Raw genomic sequence first — 16,034 nt, forward strand, 5'->3', positions numbered from 1 at the left:
ACCACGCGATATCGAACCCGGCAGGATTCTTCCGCCGCTTCCGCGGAAGCGCGCGAACAGGCGTTCGGCTAGCCGTGACCGATCGCGACGATGCCATGGATCTCAGGCGGCTGGTCTATTTCGTCGCCGTCGCCGAGGAACTGCATTTCGGCCGTGCCGCATCGCGGCTCGCGATCGCGCAGCCGCCGCTCAGCCGGCAGATCGCACAACTCGAGAGCGATCTCGGCGTCATGCTGATCGACCGAAGCCGCAGCCAGATCCGGCTGACCCAGGCCGGCAGCGTTCTTCTGGAACGTGCGCGCGACGTGCTGGAACGGCTCGACCGGACGCACCGCGAGATCAAGCGGATCGGCGAAGGCTTTTCCGGTCACCTGCGCGTCGCCTTCGTCGGATCGGCGACCTATGGCGTGCTGCCGAGCGTGATCCAGGCGTTTCGTTCGGCCTATCCTGACGTCGAGCTCGCGCTGTCGGCGATGAACAACGCCGAGCAGAAGCGCGCGGTGATCCAGCGCGAGATCGATATCGCAATCGCCCGCCCCTCGCTCGACGACGAGGAATTGAAGTCCGAGCCGCTGCTGCAGGAGCCGCTGATCCTCGCGCTCTCTGACACTTCGCCCCTGCTCGAGCAAAAGGTCCCGCGGCTGGCGGCGCTGAAGGCCGAGACGTTCGTCCTCTACCCGCGCAAGCCGCGCCCGAGCTTCGCCGACCACATCCTCAACATCTGCCTCGAAGAAGGCTTCATTCCGAAATCGCAGGTGCTGGCCCAGGACTACCAGACCGCGATCAGCCTGGTGTCGGTCGGCGTCGGCATCGCGCTGGTGCCGAAATCGGTCTCGGAGGCGGAACGGCCCGGCGTCGCCTACCGCGCCTATGAGGGACACAATCCAGGCACTGCACTGTCGCTGAACTACCGGCGCGACAACCGGATGCCGCATCTGTTCAATTTCCTGAAGGTCGCACAGGACGTCACGCGGCGTCAGCGCAAGCCGTAACGAGCGCCCTCAGGCCGCGACCGCCGCCGGCGTGCGATCGTCAACGCGTGCGATCGCCTCGCGCAGCACATCGATGTCAGCCCCCGACCGAACGCCGTTCTCCGCGAGGTGCCTGCGGAACGCACGCGCACCGGGGACGCCATGGAAGGAGCCGACGAAATGCCGCGTGATCGAATGCAGCCGCGTGCCTTCGGCAAGCTGCCGCTCGATATAGGGCAGCATCGCCGCGAACACGTCCTTCATCGTCGCGTGCGGCGCAGTCTCGCCGAACAGCTCGGAATCGACGGTGAGCAGCCGCCACGGCTCCTGATAGGCCGCCCGCCCCAGCATCACGCCATCGACATGCTTCAGATGCTGCTTTGCCTCGGCAAGGCTGGTGATGCCGCCATTGATGATGATGGGCACGTGCGGCAACGCTGCCTTGAGGCGATACACCCGATCGTAGTCGAGCGGCGGGATGTCGCGGTTCTCCTTCGGCGACAATCCGTTGAGCCAGGCCTTGCGCGCGTGCACGACAAGCGCATCCGCGCCCGCGGCAATCACGGCGCGCGCCAGCGTATCGAGCGCGACTTCCGGATCCTGGTCGTCGATGCCGATCCGGCATTTCACCGTGACAGGAATCCGCACCGCACGCTTCATCGCCGCAACGCCTTCGGCGACCAGCGCCGGTTCGGCCATCAGGCAGGCGCCGAAGCGGCCATCCTTCACCCGATCGGAGGGACAGCCGACATTGAGGTTGATCTCGTCGTAACCGAACTGCTCGCCGATCTCTGCGGCCGTCGCCAGATCGCGCGGGTCGGAACCGCCGAGCTGCAGCGCCACTGGATGCTCGCTGGCATCGAAGCCGAGCAGCCGGGCCCGGTCGCCATGGATGATGGCGCCGGTCGTCAGCATCTCCGTATAAAGCCGCGCCCGCCGCGACATCAGCCGATGGAAGACCCGGCAATGCCGGTCGGTCCAGTCCATCATCGGGGCCACAGAAAAGCGATAGTCTTGCGATTTCAATTATTTGCCTTAGGCTTCAATAGGATGAACCATGAACGTGTGCACTCCAAACTAGCCGAAATTGCACACGTTTGTACCCGCTTTGACCTGTCAGTGCACACGTCACGCACACGAAATAGGGAGTGCACACGGCCTTGGCCAGCTTCATTCAGCTGCCGTCCGGGAATTGGCGGGTCCAGGTCCGCCGCAAAAACCGCTACGTGGCGGAGACCTTTCGCCGCCGCAAGGATGGTGAAGATTGGGCGCTCGACATGGAGCGCAGTATTGATCGCAGCGGATCGCCTAAGCCGCGCGCTGCCGTCAAGGCTAAAACCTTCGGCGACATCGTCGATCTGCATGTTGAAGACATGCACGATGTCGGCCGCCCTCCCCGGCGATCCAAGGCGGCTGTCTTGGAGGCACTAAAGGAGGAACTGGGATCCACGAAGCTTCCGCGGCTCGACCGTCAACGGCTAATCGAATACGGCAGGAAGCGCGCGAAAGAAGGTGCTGGCCCAGCAACTCTCGCAATCGATATGTCGTTCATTAGAACCATCGCGACGCATGCAGCGGCCGTTCATGGCATGTATCCGCTGAAGAAGTTCGCCTGGCCCGCTTCGCGTTGAAGCATCTGGGTCTGGTCGGAAAGTCCAATGAGCGAGACCGGCGCCCAACTCAAGATGAGCTCGACGAACTCATTGAATACTTCGAGACCAATTCGCGACAGGTCATTCCGATGGGGCGCATCGTTCGGTACGCCGTTGCGACAACGATGCGGCAAGAGGAGATTTGCCGGCCCGACTGGCCGCTTGTCGACATGAAGAAGCGGATTCTCACGATCATCGACCGCAAGGATCCGAGAAAGAAAGACGGCAACAATCAGAAGGTCCCGCTTCTCAACCTAACCGGCTACGATGCCTGGGAGATCATGCTCCAGCAGCGCATCATCACCAGAGGTCAAGGTCGCGTATTTCCGTACAACCACCGTTCAGTCAGCAAGGCGTTTGCGCGGGCTTGCGAGGAGCTAAAGATTGAGGATCTGCATTTTCACGATCTGCGGCACGAAGGTACAAGCCGCCTCTTCGAAGCTGGGCTCACGATCGAAAAAGTTGCGCTGGTCACTGGCCACAAGGATTGGCGTACTCTGCGGCGGTACACGAAGCTAAACCCGGAAGAGCTCCACAAGCTACAAATTGCGCCACAGCCATCTCTGGAAGAAGTTGTCGAAGCGCTCACGAAAAATCCCCGGCCTATCGCTGGCTGAAGGTCTTGAAGAAGGATCGACCTCGATACCTGATAGTATTTCATCCATAGAGACTCGGGACAACAATTCGACCTCGCCGCCCCCCTGCCGAGGTACACGCCCGAGCCCGTTGACTCAGACAGCGTCCTTTGCGACCTTCAGCGGCGACGCCTTGACCGACTTGCTCGCGGGCTTCGCAGCGAACTGCATCGGCTCCTTCGTGAAGGGATTTACGCCCATCCGAGCTTCGGTGGCGGGCTTGTTCACGACCGACATCTTCGCGAATCCGGGAATGACGAATTCTCCAGACTCGTTCAGCTCTTTATATCCAACGGTCGCCATGTATTCGATGACCGACCTCACATCATTCTTAGAAAGCTGCGTGCCCTCTGCGATCGCATCGATCAATTGATTCTTGGTCATCTTGGCCATGTGTGGATTCCTTCTGCGCTCTGCCAGGACGCGGTCAAACCACGCAGGCGCGCTCTGATTCATGCCAACGGTTACGAAGTCACCGGGCTTAAAACCTATCGAGGCCCAAAACGCAAGCGGCAGTTCGGCGTGGGTTCCGTACGTCTCTTCCCAAGCAGCAGCATCGCTGCGGTACTCGTCATGGGCTTGTTTCGACAGCGGCAGGACGAACCAATCGTGCGCTCTTAGCTCCGCATAATCTGTCACGTAGGCAACTTAGATCTCACTTGTACCCGAAGCTTTTTTCTTATGTTTCTTGAAGCCTAGATCGTTGTCGAGAAATGCCTCAAGCATGAAGGGTATCAATTCAGCCACCTCTTCCTTCTTGCCATAGGTCTCTGCATAGAGGACAGCATACTCGCGCAGCCGCTGTGCGAGGGCCGGGGTGAGCACAATGGTCATCTTGACCGGCGTCCGATCGGGCAGCTTCGCAAGCTTCATCCCTCACCTGCCCCTAGCTACCGTCTGCATATCCTGGTATGGCTTCAATACTAGATCCTTCGAAACAATCACCCGCAGCGGCCATCCCGGCCGCACCGTGATCGTCGGCTGCACGTCGAGCTCGCGTTCTATTAGCCGTTGGCCCGCACGATTGGTCGTTTGCTGCGTGCTTTCCCGCAGCGCCTTGACGAGGTCGCTTTCATCATTGCCGATTGATAGTTGGGTCGTTGAGAGGCCAGATTTCCGGCAGGACCGACGAAAGCAGATCGATCGCCCGGTCGGTTTCCTGAACGAAGCGCAGGAGACGGTCCCTGTAGCCCTGCTCGCTTCTCTCGGCCGCCTTGATTTCCTTGAATGTGGCCCAGCGCGCCGAGCCGTATGTCGTCACGAGCTGATTTTGCCGCGCGCGCCAGACCGAGTTGACGATCGCAAACAGTGCGCCCGCAACGCCGCCAGCTGCAGCGATGGCTCCGCCCTCCTCGAATATCTCGGGCGCGTAAGCTTCATAAGCGAACCACCATTCGAACAGTCGCCAGGGCAGATAGACCGGATAGCCGGCGATCGCGAACCAGGGTTCACCCAACCGTTGCTGAAGGCCGAGGGCTGCGGCGGTCCATTGCGTCGCTCCCCAAGTCGACGCGACGACGATGCCGAGTACGATCGTGATCTGACCGACGTAGATCTTTGCTGGAAACATTCGCCGCCCCATCCACCCACGCGACGTGAGCGGCACGATGAAAACGGCGAATACGGCGAGCCTTCAATCGAAATAAAACGTCGCGCCGTCAGCGAGCGCGAGTTCGATCAAGCCCAATCAAGTGCCGAAGTTGAAGATCAAGATCAGCACAGCGTCATCGACTGCTTCAACAGCGCGTGAACACCTGGCGCAAATTGCGTCTCGTTGTCATGCCGCGCTCAGCACCGGGCTATCGGTTGCTCAACATCGAAGAGACGTGCCTCTTTCGGCACGGCGACGCGTGGCCACGCGTCGATTCTGCATGACCGAGCTGCTTCTCATTGTAAGCGGGCCGCGAAGTGCCGGACGGGTCAGCGATGAGCATGTTGTTCGAGCAAATGCCCGCAAGGCGTGGACATGCCGATCACGCTCATGGTTGTTGGTCTCGGCGCGCAGGGAACAACCTGATTGATGACGTCGACATGATCGGCATGTCGATCTCCGCCGGCTGGGCATGCATGGTCGGCCGATCTTCTTGATGCCCGAGCTTGTGCTGCTGCTGGTCGAGGCGACGTTGCGGCCACGTCGGTGTTTGGCCTGCCGTCCGCGGCTCACTTCAGACGAGGTGATGGCGTGTCGGTAGATTTTTCTGCGAGATCGTAAGCGGCGGGATCGGAGCCGAGCTCGGATACACCCTTCCCTAGTTCGGTTCGGAGCAACGTCTGGAAGCCGTCATCATAGGTCGCGATGCTGGTGCGGATCGCCGCCTTCCACTGATCGCCGCGATCCCATGCCTCCGTATAGGCGGCGGCAAGGTCCGCGTGCTGCTTGTTGGCGATCATCGCTTCGATGATCGATCGGGCCTGAAGTCGATCCTTCGCGCTTTTTGCGGTCGCATCGCGGTCCTCCTTGCGGCGGGAGCCGACGATCAGCTTGTGGATGGCGTAGCGTTCCGCCGATGGAATGAGGACCGGCACGCCCGGACCGTGTAGCAGAACCGCGCGGATGGGCTGGTAGATCAGGTAGTCGAGGAAACGAAGCGGAAGTGCCGCCGCCCCGCCCAGTGCCGGCATCGGGACCGGCTTGCCTGACTGGTCGTCCGACCACTGGTTCGGCGTCAGGAATTCAACTTTGAAGCTGCCCCTCGACGTGAATTGGGTGGAGACCCTGCCGTCGGCCTGGCTCGGAACCTCGCGGAAGGTCGGGTCGACCTTGCGCAGCACCTCCAGGATGGGAGGCATGGAATCCTTGATCGCGACTGAGATTTCGTGGAATTGCGCAAAGTCGGCATCGCCAGTCTGCATGGCGACCGCATCAAGGCGCCGACCGAGCACGGCGGAGTAGCACTGATAGGCAACGGTGCCGACGAGTACGCCCCTCATGCGGAAGAAGCCCGCCTTCGCCAGTTCTTCCACCACTTGGCCAGCCATCGGCAGAGGACGCGGCAGATAGGCCTCGCGCGTCAATGTGGAAACGAGGCGACGACGTCCCTTGAGGTCGGCCTTCAGATCCTTGAACGCTTCGACCCTCTTGGTGATTTCCGGGTCGTCCACGGGACCGACATAGCGGCGGTTCTGGCCGCCGCCTTCGGGTTTCGGCGTGTCGAGATACCAATATTTTTTGCCCTTCACCTCAACCGCCACGAACCGGCCGCTCGCGGAAAATTCGGAGGTGAAGCTCTCGTCCAGGCTTCGCTGGACAAGCTCCGAATAGAGCGTCTGGTAGGTGATATCGAGGGCTTGGTTTGCCGGCATCTTGGAACCTTCGTTATACTATTTTCGCAAAAATAGTATAACTATCGGAACTCTGAAACAGTCCAGTTATACTATTCTCGCTAAAATAGTATATCTGTTATTAATTTCAGTGCCTTATATACAAAAGGAGCAGGTTCCGCAAACGCCTCGGGGCGGAAACTGACCGACTTTCCGAGCAATCCAGCCCTCTAGCGTCCAATCCCGCGCTTGATGCCGATAGACCAGGAGATCCCCTCCCCGCCGACCTGACCGGAGACCGATTGCCCGCGCGCCCGCTCCAGCACCGGCCGCCAGGGCACCAGCGCGAACTCACGGGACAGCTCGATCAAGGCAAAGCGTCCACTGTTCAGCGTCAGCATGCGCCGGTAGACGCCGCTGACCTTGTCGCCGGGCTTGGCCTCGACATGCTCAAGCCCGGTGCGTGCGGAGATGTCCGCGGCGGTCCGCGCCAGCTCGCGTGCCTCGAGCGTCTCGAGCATGCTCTTCGCGTAACGCACCTGTCCACCTTCCTCTCGCGCCAGCCCTTGCTCGATCAGCCATTGCCGCCTCGTTCGCAATGCGGTCTCGACTTCCGCGCCGAAGCCGATCGACACGACCCCATCGGGCTCCTTGCCCACGAGCTTGCGATCAAGCCACGTTGCTCCCAACGCCTGCGGCAGATCTTCGAGCCTCTGCCAAGACAACACCGCAACGCGTACCGGATTGCGCGAGCGCTGCATCCTCTCGTATCGAAGCGCCCGCTCGAGATAGTCGTTGCCGACATTCCAGCTCCCGTCGGCAAGACGGCTCACCATTGCCTCACGCCGCATCGCCTCCAGACGCCGTACGTGCGATCCGACATATTCGCTCGATGCCCGCGGGTCGAACTCCCGGTGCAGGCGGTCGCTATAGATGCCGCGATGTGCGGCGGCGACGCTCGCGATCGTCCGGTCGATCGCGCGCGGTTCGGCGGCACGCGATCTGAGTTCCAGGATGGTGTTGCGCACCGGCGGCTCGTCATTGACGCCGAGAGCGCCGATCTCGGCATAGTGCGTTCGCCCGTCCACCCCATCAAGCACCACATAGCGCCGCTCCGTCAGTTCATCGGCGAACCCTTCGCCAACGACCCGTCCGACCAGGCGATTGCCGCCGCGTTCCGGATCGAAGATCGCATAGTCGCCGGCGGCCTTCGAAACTCCCGCCGCGGCTAGCTCACGATGCATGGTCTTGATGATGTCGCCGCGTTCCCCCATGCGTCTGAGCTTCGGCTCCAGCTCAGCGTCGATCCGCCAGCGTCCCGGCTCGCTCTCTTCCGCGAGCCCCATCCGCTCCAAGGTTCGCAGCCGTCCAATCCGTGCCGTTTGCCAGACAGGTTCGCGCCCGGATGCCGGACCCGACTCCAGAACTCCGTTCCGAGCGTCGCGCAGGAGGGTCCGGTCAAGCCGGGTGAAGCGCTCGGCCGCGACCTCCTGCTGGAGCTTGCGCGCGAGCTCGATCTCGGTTTCGTGGCCGAGCTCCCGGGTGATGAGCTCGGCTGCGCGCGATCGGAAACCATGGGCCATATAGTCACGCGCGATGACGAGGTCATTTCCTTCGTCATCCTTGCCGCGTAAGACGATGTGGGTATGGGGATGGCCGGTGTTGAAATGATCGGCCGCGACCCAGTCGAGCCTGGTGCCGAGATCCTGCTCCATCTGATGCATGAGATCGCGGACGAACGGCTTCAGGTCCGACAGTTCGGCGCTGTCTTCTGGCGCCACGATGAAACGGAACTGGTGGCGGTCGTCGGCGCTGCGCTCCGTGAACGCCTTGCCATCGGCGCGGTCGTTGCCCGCATCATAGAGCTCGCCCGGTTCGCCAGCGCGCGTGACGCCATCGCGCTGGACGTAGCGCAGGTGGGCTCGCAACGCACCGGGGTCACCGGTCTTGATGCGAACGATCCGAGCTTTGATCACGACGCGGCGCTGGCCCGGGCTTCGACCACGGCCCGCCAGCACCGCACCTTGCGCGTGGCCGCGGCCAATCCGGCCACCCGTGAACGGCGAAGCCCGTTGCGCGACGGCGCCAGCCTTGGCCGCCTCCTGACGGACGTGCCGAAGATAGCTGGTCGCCTTCCTGGCTCTGCGGTTGCCAATCTGCCCAAGCTTCACTTCGAATTCGTCGTCGATTTCTCGCATGGTCCGCATCCGACGGTTGGAGAAGACGCGGATATGTGGAGCCGACCAACGATCGCCAAGACGCAGACGCAATTACCCAAGCTCGCCGTTGCGTTGGGTCGAGCTTGGTGAAAGCGGATACTCAGAGAGCGCCAAACCCTGGATGTGCAGACAACAGCTTAAGCGCTTCGTAGCGCCAGTGCTTTTATCTTGCCTTACGCCACACTCTGCTCCGCCCTCAGCCCTGCTGTCTCTCACTTTGCTCAAGTCGCCACGGGTCCGAAGGTGCAAGTCCCGCGAGGGATTGGACTTCAGCAATCGGCTGACCAGCAGTTCGAGCTCTGAGAGCAATCGCGCGGAGCGCGCGGCCGGTGTTCGAACTGGCGAGACGGCGCGCGCCGAGATAGAAAATCGGAGCCTAAAGCGACATGGAATTCCGGGAAATCAGCGGAGAACGCCGCGCACGAAATCCGTCCGACTGATCATATTTGGCCGGCGGCAAAGCCCTCTACTGAACGTGAAAATACTGCTAGCAAAGCGACGCGAGAAACCCAAAAAAGGCCCCGCCTCCGAGGAGGCGGGGCCGATGATTTCGTCAGGCTCAGTCGCCGCTGCGGCGCGACCAGATCAGGCTGAAAGCCGCGGCGCCTCGCACGAGGTGAGGCGCCGCAGCGGCGCGGGTCAGCGCGACCAGACCAATGCGTAGCCATTGCGGGTAAAGGTCGGCGAGCGCAGCGAGCGTATTGTGGCGCGTGATCCGCCAGCAAACGGCCGGCATGGACGTGGGCCAAACAGCACGACAGGAGAGTAACGGCTCAAAGGCCCTCACCACCGCCGCGACGGCCGCACCACCGAAGCAGCGCTCTCGATGCGACAGTGCGCAACTGTAGGATCGAGAAACGAGAAGAAGGCGGGGACCACGATGGCGCGCGCAGGAAGGCCGAGGAAGCTGTGATCGGGTGAAATCGCCATCGAGTGGAGCGCTTGCAGAAAAACCTTGGACAGACTGGTGGAGGCAGAGGTAGCATCCTGGATGCGGTCCCTAAGCGGTCAACAAATACGCGACCACAAAGTGTTGGGTGCAGTCCGCGACAACGCCCTTGGGTCACGTCAACGGACCGACCAACCATGATCACCGCTGGAAAGTTGGAATGCGAAAAAAGCTCAGGGAAACAATTCTCCGTCGCGAGGGCGCCCTCACCAAAGCTGAGGCTGCCGCTTTTGTCGGCGCAAAAACTCTCGCGGAGTTTGATCGTTGGCAGCGCTCGGGTGCGATCTGCGATCCGATACCAGGCACACAACTATGGAGCCGAGACGAGCTTGTACGTCATATCAACTCGCTTCCTCCAGCGGGCTGATTACACGCGAACTCGACCAGCTAAGGACGCATCGTCGAGCTTGACCGAGTGGTAGGAGCTATTGTCCTTCGAAGTCCGGCGCCAGGCGGCACCGATCTCGACGCCTGAGACGATCACGCGCAGGTCTGGCGCCTTATCGCTGGTCGAGGAGGGTCGCTGGGGACGAGGCGCGCCTTGGCATCGATCGCGAGCGTCTTGATGGTCCCGGTGTAGGTGCCATCGTTGCTGCGGGTGAACGAACCGATCTGGGACACGGTGGATCTCCTGTGCTGTGTTCAAGCCCGCGACCATCGCGGCCTTGTGGCGATCGAAGGCCCCGGGACGGTCGACCCGCACCGTAAGGCCGCAGCGCATGCGGAGGACGACGTGCAGCGATCTTGTTGCTGCGCGAGGAGCGGCGCAGCCGCGGGGAAGAAGATCGCCGGCACGCTGTTTCAGGGAACAGGCCGGGCCGCAGGCCGCATCCCCTAGTCGTCACACCACGAACGCGACGCCAACCCAGTCGTCTTCACGCCAAACGACATTGCACGAGTAGGTCCTGCTGGGCGGAACGATAAGGGTGAATTGGTCGGGAAGCGAGGATGGCGGGTCTTCTGCCCTGAGCGCTGCGCCACTCTCTGTGATATCGCGCACGACACAGCATAATGACAGGTCACCAAACCTGATCAACGCATTGTCCAGCGATGGATTACGCACGGACTTTCGCCTGTCCGGAAGAGCGTTCATGTCCATGTCCATCAATAACTAATGCAAAAAAGATCGACGCTTTGTGAGTAATGCTTCACGCTGTACGCCGGTTGGATCGACCTTTCCCGCGACGGCGCCGCGGCCCGTTGCGACGGTGCCCGCGCGGAGAATCAGGCAATTTCAGCGCATTCCTTACGGCGGGCTCGCTCGTTGGCGGATCGTCGACCGGGCGGAGCGGCGACCTTCGAACAGCGACCGCCGTTTGAAGCGCGGCGAGAAATTGCCGTCCCTCTTCCGTGATCTCCCAACCGTCCGCATCGCGAACCACAAATTTGGCCGAGAAGATATTCAGGTCAGGCGCATGCTCGGCCAATCGCTTCATGCGATCAGTCCAGTCTTTACCGCTGTTCATCAGTATTTCGACCGCATGCCGAACTTCGGCAACGGAGGCCCGCCCGGCGGGCTGGCCGGCCAGCACTTTCAGGACGGTCAGCTGGAAGGACAACTCCCACGTCTCCGATCAGGCTGGATGCAAAGTGTCGACCAGAGAGGTTAACCTCGGATCAAAGATTGCAATTACCAAATGACTAATGGGCGCAATGGATCAGGCATAGCCCGCGGGTGTCAACCAGTGCGCGAGATTAGCCTGAACAAGACTGGACAATTCGAGTAGCGAGGTGCCGGATCTAACCTTGCTGCTCGATATCAAGCCCAGCCAGCGAATTCGATGGCTTCGATTTCGACAGATGATCAGGGATTGGATAGCCGCATTTGCCGTCCATCGGGGTGGTCCACCATGGCGAAGCGGTCAACACGGCGATCGGCGCGAGATCTCATTGGAAGAGCCTGGCTGGGACGCCCGCCGATCGTGCCAGGCCTAAGAAACGGAGGAAGGGCGCGCTCCGCTGGAACGCGCACCGTTACCCGCCACTCAAACGTCCGGCTTCCACGTCCAGAGCGGACGAGCGACACCAAGAATATCGCAGCGCAGGACCGGCCCGAAATACCTGGAATCGAACGAGAGGGGATGCGGCTGAAGCAGGAAATACTCCCCGTCGACGAGCCGCATGCAGCCCTCCCAGGACGGCAGCGGCCGGCCTGCATGGTCCTCCACCTGCACTTCGGCAATGACCTTGCCACCCATCTGGGCCGCAAGCTGCGACAGTCTTTCGAGCTCGAACACCGGCCGGAACCTGCGGGTCAGAACCGGGAGATCGTGGAGTTCGACCGCGACGTGGACGCCCCTGCCCTTCAACAGCACGAGCGGCCGGCCGTCAGCGTCGATGACCGCATGGCGCTCGACCTTAAAGTCGGCGAGCACGTTCGGCGGTTCCTCGTCGCCCTCGCGCGACGGCAACGCCTTGAGCCGCGCCACGCGTTTCAACGCGCGCGCATGCCAGAGCACCGGCGCATCACGCGCGGCGAGCGCAGGGTCCGAGAAGGCCAGCAGCCTCCATTTTTCGGCAAGCGGGAACCGGCGCGGCAGCCGCAGCAATTGCGTGCCGTCGGTCAGCGTGAGGCACGGAAGATGACGCGGGACGGAGCGCCGCCAGTCCGCGGCATAGTCGGCGTTACGCCGCAGAAACTCCCATGCCCAGTCGGTCGCGTCGAAGCGGACCTGACCGGAAGCCGCTTCGCCGCCGTCGCGCCGAGCTCGCCTGTGATGCGACATATTCAAGAGAGCCCACCACGCCTTGAGGTTGCGCTTATGATCGTTCCGGCCGATTGGGGCAAGAGCACGGCTCCCGGGCCTTGGCATGCTGAACGCGAGGCACGCTCGACGGGCCTGCGGCTCGTCGGCAAGCCATATGGCCGGCAAGGGAGTACAACAACATCTGCGGAGCAAGAGCAGCACGCGGGCATCGCTGATCGGTCCGCAACGCCAGGCAACGCGTTAACCCAACGTGGTATCAATCTTGCTAGTTTCAGATTAGCTTGATGGTGCGCGCGCAGATTCACGGCGTTCGCATATTCGTCGAGCCAACCAACCAAGAGGATGACATGGCCAAGAAAGCTAAGAAGGCGAAGAAGACAGCGAAGGCGACCAAGAAGGTCGCCAAGAAGACCAAGAAGATGAAGAAGTAAGCGGGCGGTTTCCGCGCGCCCAAGCCGCCGCGGCATCGCCGGTCGCGCCGATCATGGTGATGAGGCGACCGGATGCATCGCAAGATGCTCTTGCGAGGCTGCGGCGACGATCAGGCCGGCCCCATGTGCACACGGCTCGAGCAGCCACCGGATTGATGCACATGGGTCCGGTTTCTTTGCTCTGGCGGTCCTATTGCAGACGTTCGCGGCGGTCCCGCCGATCAGCCCCTGACGCCTCGCCCTTATCGCTGTCCGTCCGCCCCTTCGGCGGAGCAATCATTTGGCCGACCCCCGGCGCCGATACATTGGCGGTAGCGCCAGGGCTCGACAAATCGTCCGCTCCACATGCCGCTTTGCTTGCCGCGCGCCCAGGCTTCCGCCGCAGCGTAGTCACCCTTGCTGTAGCGCGGCCAGTCGACCGCAAGCCCGCCGCGCACCAGCCACTCCGCAAGGTCGACCTTGCCGGCGCTGCAGACCGCGACCGAGCGCCCGTACCGGTCGCGGTCGACCTCGACGCAGGCCACGGCCTGCCTGCCGATGAAGGCACCCAGCGCGTTTGCGGCCACCTGTCCGCAGCGATAGCGGCCGCCGTGCCGGTCGCTGCAGAGCTGGTCGTGCTCCGGCGCGTCGATCCCGTAGAGACGCACGCGCGTGCCATGGATTTCGATGGTGTCTCCATCGATCACGCTTGCCTGCCCGGCGACGTCGCCGGCCCGCGCCCGGTCGGCCGGTGTCGCGGCGATCACAAGCGACGCAAATGCGCAGCAGCCTGCAAGCCGCCGCCATCCCGAAACCCGGTCCAACCGCACCGCGACGAATTCTGGCGGCATGCCCTGCCCTGACGTCGTGCTCTCGGATACCCAACAGGTTCATCGTGTATCCAAAGCTCAGGCGCGCCCGGGGATCTATCAACGAGACGTCGAAATCCGGATACAGATGCTGACTGCGTTCGACCGCTTCTCCGCGAGGATCTGACCCTCTACCCCGCTCAAGCGGTCGAATGCTTATCGCGCGATGCGGCCGAGTCCAGCAACAGGGATCCACGACCTCCCCACGACTTTAGTCCCATCAGCATTGATCTCGCCCTCTGGTTGCGCTTGTGTCTCGATCGCCCGCGGAAATCAAGAATGAGACTTTTGAGTGTCGCTGCCGCCGGCGCAGTGCTTGCTGGCTACGCCGCATCCAAGCAGGAAGTCGTAGCAAGGCTCGGTGATCAATACATCGGCCAGAACGTCGATAGACTTGTGGTGCAGTTCGGTCCACCAACCAGCACATTCAGACTGAACGGCGGCCAATCATCCTATGTCTGGCAGCTCTCAGCCGTGACCGATATTGCAACGGATCGAGGCTGGGTACCGCGAGCACGCGCTATTGCAAGGTAAGCGTGATCGCCTCGCCGACCGGGATTGTCGAACAACTCAATACCGAAGATTCGAATGCCGGATATGGCGTCGGTGGAGTCGTCGGCATGTTGGAAGCATTTGCGGCCAACGCCTGGGGATGAAGCCTCAAAGCTAGCGGTCCATCAGCCGGCGATTCCGAAAGCAGTTGCGCCGTCTTACCCGACAATAAGCTTCGGAGCACTACGATTCGGCCGAGCGTTGGCACCCGCTTTCGCTCGCTCGCATTCACCCTAATTCCTCGGCACCTTAGAGAGGAAGTCTCCACCTTTTGAGCCCTGGCTTACCGTTACCCTTGAAGGTCACTGACATGCGGGAAGCGCCCAACTGGAAAACGGCGACGCCGACTGGATCGCGCGCAGCGACGTACGTCCGGATGTCGACGGACGAGTAGGACTACTCAACGCTTGTGATGACGCTGCCCTCTTGGCCGTGCACGCCTCCGGTGAGGAAGTAGCAGTTGAGCTGGACCTCAGCGTCAATATCTATGATCGCACGGTCCGCGCATTGGGCCGACGCCACCGCAGTCACGACGCGATGCCGTCGAGATCAACCATGTCACCGATCGGGACCCAATTGGCACCGTCAAAACGGGTGATTTGAAGGTTGTGGACGGCGCGATAGTCAGTCGCCGAATTACCTACCTTGATGCCATCCAAAAACAGCGGCGGCTGCTCGTCCTTCAGCGAGGTCGCGTGCCGGAGCAAATTCTCTCGCGTAAGCTCGTTGCCACATCGCCTGAGAACCTGCTCGATCATATAGGCATTGTTGTAGCCAGGCGTTGCCGTGTTGTCGTCGATGCTGACTGACGGCATGTACTTCTTCATAAACTCCACATAGGCCTTGACGCGAGGCTTGTCCTGCTGGCGTGGGTCGGTGGCTATGACTTCCCACCACGCCGAGACTAGCCCCTTCGCATTGTCGAGCCCTGCTGGCGCTAACGTTCCCCCGATCGAGCTGCAGTTCGAATTGATGATGTGCAACGGCTTCCACCCAAGCGCGGCCACCTTGCGAAGGCCCTGCGCCGCAAATTTTGAGTAAGTCAACTGCACAAAGACGTCGGCACCTGCTGCCTTGCAATCGGCGACCTGGTTGTCGATGGTCGGCTCGGTGATCTCGTGACTGATTTCCTTGACGACGGCGCCGGCCTTGCTACCAAGACCTTTTTTCAAGCCGCGGAGAAAGTCCTTGCCAAGATCGTCGTTCACGTACTGGATCGCAATCTTTGCATCGGGCTTCTCGCTCACGATATGTGCGCCCAGCGCGGCTCCCTGCGCGACATAGATCGGATAGAACGGCACAATCCAGGGGTATTCCTTGGGATCGTTGAAGCGTTCGGCCCCCGAGGTCAGGAACAGGTTCGGCACCTTCTTGGCGTTGAGATATTTCATGACGGCGGCATTTGCCGCCGTTCCCAGGAAGCCGGCGATCGCAAACACCTCCTCCGATTCCACGAGCTTTCGGGTCTGCTCGACGGCCTTCGGCGGCGAGAACGCATTGTCGAGCGAGATCAGGTTGACTTTTCTCCCGTTGATACCGCCATTGTCGTTGATCATCTGAAAGTAGGCCGTTTGGGCCTGCCCGTAGACGCCGTATCCGGACGCGGGGCCGCTGTAAGGTGCAGTGGTCCCAAGCTTGATTTCGGTATCCGTAACGCCGGGTCCATAGTTTCCGCTGCGGGCCCTTGACGTACTTCCAAGTGCAAGTGCGCTCGCTCCCAACCCCGCAATGGCGGACCTTCGCGAAATCAACGTCATGTTTAATCCTCCCAATTATCGTTTGTTGGTGATTCGAAGCTCTTGGCTCTT

20 protein-coding genes and 1 pseudogene are annotated in these 16,034 nt (G+C 61.5%); 5 read left to right on the forward strand and 16 right to left on the reverse strand.

Annotated elements, in window-relative coordinates; all coding sequences use genetic code 11:
• Window positions 1-74 precede the first annotated feature (74 nt).
• A complete protein-coding gene (locus J6525_RS01665) occupies window positions 75-992 on the forward strand; it encodes a LysR family transcriptional regulator (RefSeq protein ID WP_312009716.1) in 918 nt (305 codons plus the stop codon).
• 9 nt (window positions 993-1,001) lie between these two features.
• Here the strand turns inward: J6525_RS01665 and dusA are convergent, their stop codons facing one another.
• Complete coding sequence (gene dusA, locus J6525_RS01670) at window positions 1,002-1,997, reverse strand: tRNA dihydrouridine(20/20a) synthase DusA (protein ID WP_225641513.1); 996 nt, start codon at window positions 1,995-1,997, stop codon at window positions 1,002-1,004.
• A gap of 134 nt (window positions 1,998-2,131) precedes the next feature.
• Here dusA and J6525_RS01675 point away from each other — a divergent pair, with 134 nt between their 5' ends.
• Window positions 2,132-2,602: a hypothetical protein gene (locus J6525_RS01675; protein ID WP_225641515.1), complete on the forward strand. Its 471-nt coding sequence runs from the start codon at window positions 2,132-2,134 to the stop codon at window positions 2,600-2,602.
• Window positions 2,599-3,240, forward strand: coding sequence for a site-specific integrase (locus tag J6525_RS01680; RefSeq protein WP_225641517.1), 642 nt, complete (start codon window positions 2,599-2,601; stop codon window positions 3,238-3,240). The genes J6525_RS01675 and J6525_RS01680 overlap by 4 nt, the downstream gene beginning before the upstream one ends.
• Before the next feature lie 114 nt (window positions 3,241-3,354).
• On the opposite strand, the gene J6525_RS01685 is transcribed toward J6525_RS01680, so the two are convergent.
• From J6525_RS01685 to J6525_RS47425, 13 genes and pseudogenes are all read right to left on the reverse strand, one after another.
• Window positions 3,355-3,651 carry an HU family DNA-binding protein gene (locus J6525_RS01685; protein ID WP_225641602.1) on the reverse strand — a complete coding sequence of 99 codons (297 nt, stop codon included), beginning with the start codon at window positions 3,649-3,651 and terminating at the stop codon, window positions 3,355-3,357.
• Window positions 3,652-3,777: 126 nt separating this feature from the next.
• Window positions 3,778-3,897, reverse strand: a pseudogene (locus tag J6525_RS47895) (DUF968 domain-containing protein); the annotation flags it as partial.
• Window positions 3,898-3,906: 9 nt separating this feature from the next.
• Window positions 3,907-4,131 carry a DUF2274 domain-containing protein gene (locus tag J6525_RS01690; RefSeq protein ID WP_225641519.1) on the reverse strand — a complete coding sequence of 75 codons (225 nt, stop codon included), beginning with the start codon at window positions 4,129-4,131 and terminating at the stop codon, window positions 3,907-3,909.
• A gap of 3 nt (window positions 4,132-4,134) precedes the next feature.
• Window positions 4,135-4,398: a TrbI/VirB10 family protein gene (locus tag J6525_RS01695; protein WP_225641604.1), complete on the reverse strand. Its 264-nt coding sequence runs from the start codon at window positions 4,396-4,398 to the stop codon at window positions 4,135-4,137.
• Window positions 4,334-4,864: a hypothetical protein gene (locus tag J6525_RS01700; protein ID WP_446471726.1), complete on the reverse strand. Its 531-nt coding sequence runs from the start codon at window positions 4,862-4,864 to the stop codon at window positions 4,334-4,336. Before J6525_RS01700 ends, J6525_RS01695 begins: the two co-directional genes overlap by 65 nt.
• Window positions 4,865-5,418: 554 nt before the next feature.
• Window positions 5,419-6,561 carry a nucleotidyltransferase family protein gene (locus J6525_RS01705; RefSeq protein ID WP_249795862.1) on the reverse strand — a complete coding sequence of 381 codons (1,143 nt, stop codon included), beginning with the start codon at window positions 6,559-6,561 and terminating at the stop codon, window positions 5,419-5,421.
• Between the two features lie 188 nt (window positions 6,562-6,749).
• Complete coding sequence (gene rlxS / locus J6525_RS01710) at window positions 6,750-8,726, reverse strand: relaxase/mobilization nuclease RlxS (protein ID WP_312009717.1); 1,977 nt, start codon at window positions 8,724-8,726, stop codon at window positions 6,750-6,752.
• Between the two features lie 571 nt (window positions 8,727-9,297).
• Window positions 9,298-9,474 carry a hypothetical protein gene (locus J6525_RS01720; protein ID WP_225641528.1) on the reverse strand — a complete coding sequence of 59 codons (177 nt, stop codon included), beginning with the start codon at window positions 9,472-9,474 and terminating at the stop codon, window positions 9,298-9,300.
• 580 nt (window positions 9,475-10,054) lie between these two features.
• The gene (locus J6525_RS47415; protein WP_376708406.1) at window positions 10,055-10,171 is read right to left on the reverse strand and encodes a DUF736 family protein; all 117 of its coding nucleotides are present in this window, start codon (window positions 10,169-10,171) and stop codon (window positions 10,055-10,057) included.
• Window positions 10,168-10,308 carry a DUF736 family protein gene (locus J6525_RS47210; RefSeq protein ID WP_312009718.1) on the reverse strand — a complete coding sequence of 47 codons (141 nt, stop codon included), beginning with the start codon at window positions 10,306-10,308 and terminating at the stop codon, window positions 10,168-10,170. Before J6525_RS47210 ends, J6525_RS47415 begins: the two co-directional genes overlap by 4 nt.
• A 220-nt stretch (window positions 10,309-10,528) precedes the next feature.
• The gene (locus J6525_RS47420) at window positions 10,529-10,792 is read right to left on the reverse strand and encodes a PilZ domain-containing protein (RefSeq protein WP_376708407.1); all 264 of its coding nucleotides are present in this window, start codon (window positions 10,790-10,792) and stop codon (window positions 10,529-10,531) included.
• A gap of 43 nt (window positions 10,793-10,835) precedes the next feature.
• On the reverse strand, window positions 10,836-11,246 hold the full coding sequence (locus J6525_RS01735; RefSeq protein ID WP_225641532.1) for a hypothetical protein: 411 nt from the start codon (window positions 11,244-11,246) through the stop codon (window positions 10,836-10,838).
• 426 nt (window positions 11,247-11,672) lie between these two features.
• The gene (locus J6525_RS47425; protein WP_225641534.1) at window positions 11,673-12,596 is read right to left on the reverse strand and encodes a S26 family signal peptidase; all 924 of its coding nucleotides are present in this window, start codon (window positions 12,594-12,596) and stop codon (window positions 11,673-11,675) included.
• A gap of 83 nt (window positions 12,597-12,679) precedes the next feature.
• On the opposite strand from J6525_RS47425, the gene J6525_RS01745 reads away from it, so the two are divergent.
• The gene (locus J6525_RS01745) at window positions 12,680-12,826 is read left to right on the forward strand and encodes a hypothetical protein (RefSeq protein ID WP_198400094.1); all 147 of its coding nucleotides are present in this window, start codon (window positions 12,680-12,682) and stop codon (window positions 12,824-12,826) included.
• Window positions 12,827-13,068: 242 nt separating this feature from the next.
• On the opposite strand, the gene J6525_RS01750 is transcribed toward J6525_RS01745, so the two are convergent.
• Complete coding sequence (locus J6525_RS01750; RefSeq protein WP_225641536.1) at window positions 13,069-13,656, reverse strand: thermonuclease family protein; 588 nt, start codon at window positions 13,654-13,656, stop codon at window positions 13,069-13,071.
• 297 nt (window positions 13,657-13,953) lie between these two features.
• Here J6525_RS01750 and J6525_RS01755 point away from each other — a divergent pair, with 297 nt between their 5' ends.
• Window positions 13,954-14,208 (forward strand): hypothetical protein, encoded by a 255-nt coding sequence (locus tag J6525_RS01755; protein ID WP_225641539.1) that lies wholly within the window; start codon window positions 13,954-13,956, stop codon window positions 14,206-14,208.
• A gap of 545 nt (window positions 14,209-14,753) precedes the next feature.
• Here the strand turns inward: J6525_RS01755 and J6525_RS01760 are convergent.
• Complete coding sequence (locus tag J6525_RS01760; RefSeq protein WP_225641541.1) at window positions 14,754-15,983, reverse strand: ABC transporter substrate-binding protein; 1,230 nt, start codon at window positions 15,981-15,983, stop codon at window positions 14,754-14,756.
• Window positions 15,984-16,034 lie beyond the last annotated feature (51 nt).

This window comes from Bradyrhizobium australafricanum (genome assembly GCF_020329495.1).
Taxonomy (GTDB): domain Bacteria; phylum Pseudomonadota; class Alphaproteobacteria; order Rhizobiales; family Xanthobacteraceae; genus Bradyrhizobium; species Bradyrhizobium australafricanum.